The organism is Legionella sp. km772, assembly GCF_003989735.1.
Lineage (GTDB): Bacteria > Pseudomonadota > Gammaproteobacteria > Legionellales > Legionellaceae > Legionella.
Map to the genome: position 1 here is coordinate 1 of NZ_RZGQ01000167.1, position 6,080 is coordinate 6,080.

The following is a 6,080-nucleotide window of genomic DNA, read 5'->3' on the forward strand; positions in this document are numbered from 1 at the left end:
GGAAAATCAAATAATCACTATAAAGATCAAGCATATCCATTTAATTCCCTCCCTAAAATTAAGGGCGGAATTCTAATGCTTTTTAGTCAAACTACAAGTTTATGTGCGTAACATGAGTTTAGTTTATAAATACTATCCGTTAAGGCGTAATCATTTTCTTGGGTAGTAATAAAATCAAAATTGTGCTGATTAACATAAGCACTAAACTTATTGATTGGTGGTGGATTTTTTTTGGGATCCATCGTTGACCAGGAAAACAAATTTGCCTGTAAAAGATGCACGAGCCCTGCATTTGCTTTGGTGGTAAAAAGTATCATTACTACTACATTAAACAGACAAAATTTTAAAAATCGCATGTGATCTCCTAATTATGAAACTCACCCACCTGAGCAGATGAAAACTAGGATGATTTTATTATATTGCGTCTTTGATTAAGGAAGTTATAAATTTTTTTGCAAAAAATTTACACTTTTTAATAAAGCGACAAACATCTAAAAAAAAAGTACTTAGCTTTTATTTTCCCGGCTCTTTTTGCTTTCTTTTTAATCAAGTGCTATTGATTAAGGAGGAGTAAACATTTTAAGCTAGGGAGATTTTTATGACGGATCATCTGTACACTTTATCAAAAGGTGAACTCCCTGCCTTAAATGAACTAATAGATTTGTTAGGATTAAATAAGCTTTTTCAAGGTGAAGCTATTTTAAAAGGATGCGACCCTATTCTCGCCTCTCCTCATAAATTAGGAGAAGCCGTTTCCTATGCCTTGTTGTTAAATGGGGTGGTGGCCAGCGCTATTTGGGATATTCGCACAGGAAGAAAAAATAATTTATCTCTCAACATTCAGGATGCCATTCATTTTTTGCATCCCAGCCATTTTGTGTGGCAACAAGGGTATATTTCAACTGTTAGAGCCGATATTCAACCTGCGAATACCCATTTCCATTGTCGAGATGGACGACAGATCTGGATACAAAATGGACCACCCTATCCTAAATTGGAAAGTGGATACTTAAATTTTTTTAATTGCGGGAATAATCGAGAAGCGATTGCAAAAGCTATATCGAACTGGAATTCCTTTGAATTAGAAGAAAAACTAGCCGAAATAGGGCTACCTGGCGTTGTTGTACGTACTAGAGAAGAATGGCGAGCTCACCCTCAAGGCCAATTATTGCTGAACACTCCGGTAATTGAAATTGAGAAAATCGCAGAAGGAAAGCCATATGGACTACAAAAAAACGCTATAAGCCCCTTAGCAGGTATTAATGTTGCAGATTTAACACATGTGTTAGCAGGACCAAGATCTACTATGGGCCTTGCAGAATATGGTGCCTCTGTTTTACACATTGAGCCCTCTTATCATACGGACCCTAAAAGCATAAACCTGGGTGTTAACCATGGAAAAAAATCAGCATTTTGTAATCTTGATTGCAAAGAAGATCACCAAAAATTACTAACTCTTTTAAAAGAAGCGGATATTTTTGCTCAATCCTATCGTCATAGTGTAATGGAAAAATTTGGTTTAAATGCCAAAAATGTCACCCACTTAAATCCTAACGGGATGATCTATTTGTCCATTAATGCTTTTGGCCACCAAGGCCCTTGGAGAGATCGCCCAGGCTTTGATCAAAATGCCCAGATGGTATCTGGTTTTGCCGTGACAGAAGGTAGTCTCGAAGCCCCTCTAACTTCTCCTGTTTTCTATATTAATGATTTGTTAACAGGCTATTTTGGGACTGCCGCAATGATGACTGCACTGATAAGGAGGGCAACCGAAGGTGGTAGTTATCATGTTAAAGTTTCTTTGACTAAGAGCTGCATGTGGGCTCAAGACTTAGGCCTTATTCCTCCAGAAAAATATAAAAATAGGCCTAAGACAGATAAATACCCTGAGCGCTTGACGACTGATCCTAGCGCCTATACTTTTCCACCCCAGTTAAGGGAAGAGGAATCACCCTATGGAACTATTACAAGCCTAGTACCAGCGGTTAAATTTAGTAATATGCCTGAAATCGCTATGCTGCCCGTAGTACCATTCGGTTCATCGGCGTTGAGATTTTAGTGTAAAGCGTTAATCAGATGATTTTAATTGCTGGGTACTTTATTATCAGGTTTGGTTAATCAATCCCTGATTTGCTACACTTAAGTTATGTTCGGACATTGGCGTTTGCAGATGAGACTTATCCCAATATTTATCTTGCTTATAACTTCATGCACTTTATGGGCTAATGAACCTTTATGTGGCCCAAAGGGTAGTTTTAGAATGGCCAATAGCTGCATGCCTGTAGTTTTCGTTATTCGTCATGCCGAAGACACTCAGTCGGGCCCTCATGCTTTAACCGCTGAAGGCCAACGACATGCAGAACTTTATCCGATGCTCTTTCAGAATTATATTTGGGGTGATACTCACAGTGTCGGCGTAGATAAAGCTCAGGCCTGTGTTTGTCCAATTGGTAAAATTATCAGCATTAGTAATAAAGGCAATGTAACTCCACGTAATCCAAACCCGAATCCAAGTCCAAACCCTTATTTAACTGTTAAAAATTTAAGTGACAATTTAAATCTTCCTATTAGCACCGATAATGGAAAAAACCAGTATTGGAGTAGCTTTCAGTGGACGGCAGATGAAAAGAAAAAACTCTTTGATTATGGGAAAAATTCCTCACCCTATTCCGTAGTAATAGCTTGGGATAAACAAGGCTTAAATCCGACGGAAGAAGAGTACAATAAATTAGTAAGTTGGTTAACACCACCAGAATCTCAACTACCCTTTAAGAACTTTATTCCCCTACTTAAATATTTCCCGCAAAACCTACCCGATCCAAGTTCGCTAAGCATGGATCCTGCCCGCACCAATTTGTGGGTGTATTCAAATCAAAATGAGCAAGGAAAATTCCTCAACTTGCGCTTTTATCATCAAGTCTTTTATGCAAAAGATTGTAAAAGCAATGAATCTTTTGTGCCATTAAAAGATTCACAGTGCATTAACGTCGAGCAAGTAAGTTATTAAACCTAGCTTATGTAAGTTAGTTTCTTATGATTTTTTCGGCAAGCTCTCAGGCAGGGCTTAGTCCACCCGCAAGCATTACTTAAAGCGTCAGATAGAACACGTTGAGGCGCTGCACCATTAGAAAAAATCGCTCATAAATACAAAACAGTATCCTAAGTCAGAATGATAGGTTCAATATTAAGATTTAGGTCATAACATTCTTTAATTTGCACTTGAATCCAATGGGCAAACTCCAATAATTCAGCTTGGCAAGCGTTCCCATAATTCACTAACACCAGAGCTTGTTTAGGATAAACCCCTATATTGCCTTTCCGAGCTCCTTTTAGGCCTAAATTATCAATCAGCCAACCAGCAGAAATTTTAATGTAATTAGGATCGGTGGTAGGGAATAAAGGGAGATTAGGATATTTAAGCAATAACTCTTGCACTTTCTGCTTTGGCAAAATAGGGTTATGAAAAAAACTCCCCGCATTACCTAACTCGTGGGGATCGGGCAACTTACTTTGCCGGATAGCAATAATAACAGCACGCAGATCCTGGGGGGCAGAGCTAGCCAGGGAAGCCATTCTTTGCGCGACATCTCCATAACTTAAATTGAGATTCGGTTCGGATAATAAACTAAAACTTACACTAATAACGATGTAGCGAGAGTTATTCTTTAAAAAACTAGTGCGATAATTAAACTTACATTCTTCATTACTTAAACGAATCAGTTGGGCGCTTTGTAAGTCATAAACTAAGACTTCTTCGATAAAATCTTTTACTTCTACCCCATAAGCACCAATATTTTGGATAGGCGATGCACCAACGGTGCCAGGAATTAAACTTAAGTTTTCCAGCCCAAAGGCTTCATGGTTCGTGCAATAGGAGACAAAATCATCCCAATTTTCTCCGGCCATTGCAGTAACAACCCGCTCGTGACCGCGATCTTGAATGCTGATGCCACGCAAGCGATTATGAATCACCAAACCTTGGTAAAGGGGAGGTACAATTAAATTACTTCCCCCTCCCAAGACGAAGAACTGAGAAAAGTTAGCAAGAAGCGCACTAATTTCTTCTAATTGTTCCACCTGGTCCAAGACCACATAGTGAGAGGCAATCGCTTGTAAATGTAAGGTATTTAAGGGAGTTAGATCCATCTGGCTTTGCACAGTTAACATTTGATCATATGGGGTTATTCGCTTGATTAAATAGTATAACGTATTTCTTACTTATAGCCATGCTGCAGGCAGTTAAACTCATTTCTATTTTTAATACGAAAGGATAAACTACTCTAATTTTATTTGAATTTTAATAGGCAACCGGAGACAATTAATGGACCAAAATGGTTAATAAAGATAAATGGGACAAACTGAAGGCTTGGATGGGTGATCTTGGTATTAATGAAGATGATCTGGGAGAAAAATTTATTGTCGGCAGTGGCAAAGGCGGACAAAAACTACACAAAACCGCATCCACTGTCTACTTAAAACACCTTCCCTCCGGCTTAGAAATTAAATGCCAGGATTCACGAAGCCAGGAAGATAATCGCTATTTTGCCAGAATGAGACTATGCGAAAAAGTACATTCTTTAATTAAGGATGAAAAAACTAAAACTCAACAAAAAATTGCCAAACTAAAGCGTCAAAAGAAAAGACGCTCCAGACGAGCCCAACAAAAAATCTTGGATGAAAAATCAAAACAGGGGCAATTAAAAATATTAAGAAAAAAGCCAGAAGCCCTTGAGTGAATCCGTTAAAAGTCGAAGAAAGTAAATTTAATTTATAATGAACTGCATTTAGTCAAATTTAATGATTCCTCTTCACTAGATAATTGTTTAAGCGTTATAGGACTTCCGAAGAAACTATAGACTTTTGAACTCCGCGCTATGGGGGTAAGAGAAGACCCGGCGGTAGAGTAAAGGTTATCAAACTCATCTAAACTGTCACAGACGAATAAGCTATCCCAATCAACATTCTCTTGAACAGCAGCCCGACTCGGCGTTATTCTCTTTGTACTAGTTAAATCCACTAAGGAATCAATGCCGCGACGCTTATTGCCTAGGTTATTGAAATCTAATTCGGCTCTATCTGAATGGTTGATAGCTAATTCCCTATCTAAAATATCATTATCCAATGTCTTAAGCGGAACTGCTGGCGTTAAATTAACTCGCTGCTCCTTTACCTCTAACTCCAATACATCACCAAAAATCTCGATAAATGCTTCCCTCGATAACTCTCTAAAATCCTTAAAATTTAAGTGATGCCTTGCGAGGAATCTATCAAAGGTATAATCGCGTACTCCTAATATTATCGCTGCCTTTCGAATGGTTTTACAATCACGAGCCACACTATGAAGATAGACAGGGGAATAGCTATTTATCGATATATCATTAGCGAGCATCGGTTGTTGATAGCCCTCACCCCATATTTCTTCAGCTCTTTCAACCGTTATTTTTTTAAAGCTTGCAAAAGTTAGAAGTTCCCCATCCAAAATAAATTTACTCAAATGAGTTGCTAAGGTAATCCAATCACCGAGTTTTAATTGCGCTGCAGCCTCCTGTATAGAAGAGCTCGCTTGTATCGCTTGATGGATTGCAGCAACAGAATGACTATCATTCAACTTAAAGAGATGGGGGCGTTTTGACATAGATCTAAATGGTATTGAATTTAATATAATGATTGTAAAGTGAGCAAGCAAATTATTCAATATTTTTTGGTATATTTTAAAAAAATAAATCCATTTGCTGTTTTAAGCGTAAAAATTAATATTCTTAGCTTTGGTATTATGCGCTCTAATTGCAACTAGGCTTTTCTTGCTATACGCTTTATTGGCGCCTCCGAAATTTAAATACCAATTTCATTAATCTTAAAGGAATAATATGATGCTAAAACGAATTTTTTCAATTGCCATAATTTCACTGTTTACCGCAAGTATAAGTTTTGCAAGCCAATTGACTCTTAAATCAGATGCGGGTATGACCTCGAATTAATGTACTGCTTGCTTCTTATAAATAACTAGCAAATTTCTGCCAGACCAATTAATCCTGCTTGATTAATACGATCCCAAAATTGTTCCCAACGGCCTTTGGTTG

General features: G+C 37.8%; 6 protein-coding genes. 3 read left to right on the forward strand and 3 right to left on the reverse strand.

The annotated features are described in order from the left end of the window. Positions 1-86: 86 nt before the first annotated feature. Complete coding sequence (locus tag ELY15_RS12825) at positions 87-356, reverse strand: hypothetical protein (protein ID WP_199744222.1); 270 nt, start codon at positions 354-356, stop codon at positions 87-89. 242 nt (positions 357-598) lie between these two features. Here ELY15_RS12825 and ELY15_RS12830 point away from each other — a divergent pair, with 242 nt between their 5' ends. Together ELY15_RS12830 and ELY15_RS12835 are read left to right on the forward strand one after the other, a co-directional pair. Further along, positions 599-2,059 (forward strand): CoA transferase, encoded by a 1,461-nt coding sequence (locus ELY15_RS12830; protein WP_127100660.1) that lies wholly within the window; start codon positions 599-601, stop codon positions 2,057-2,059. Between the two features lie 201 nt (positions 2,060-2,260). Beyond that, complete coding sequence (locus ELY15_RS12835; RefSeq protein ID WP_233586736.1) at positions 2,261-3,007, forward strand: hypothetical protein; 747 nt, start codon at positions 2,261-2,263, stop codon at positions 3,005-3,007. 152 nt (positions 3,008-3,159) lie between these two features. On the opposite strand, the gene murB is transcribed toward ELY15_RS12835, so the two are convergent. Further along, on the reverse strand, positions 3,160-4,167 hold the full coding sequence (gene murB, locus ELY15_RS12840; RefSeq protein WP_127100664.1) for a UDP-N-acetylmuramate dehydrogenase: 1,008 nt from the start codon (positions 4,165-4,167) through the stop codon (positions 3,160-3,162). Between the two features lie 164 nt (positions 4,168-4,331). Between murB and ELY15_RS12845 the strand changes: the two genes are divergently transcribed. Then, entirely contained in the window at positions 4,332-4,736 is a 405-nt protein-coding gene (locus tag ELY15_RS12845) for a peptide chain release factor-like protein (RefSeq protein ID WP_127100666.1), read from the forward strand. A gap of 32 nt (positions 4,737-4,768) precedes the next feature. On the opposite strand, the gene ELY15_RS12850 is transcribed toward ELY15_RS12845, so the two are convergent. Then, a complete protein-coding gene (locus tag ELY15_RS12850; RefSeq protein WP_127100668.1) occupies positions 4,769-5,635 on the reverse strand; it encodes a hypothetical protein in 867 nt (288 codons plus the stop codon). Between the last annotated feature and the right edge of the window lie 445 nt (positions 5,636-6,080).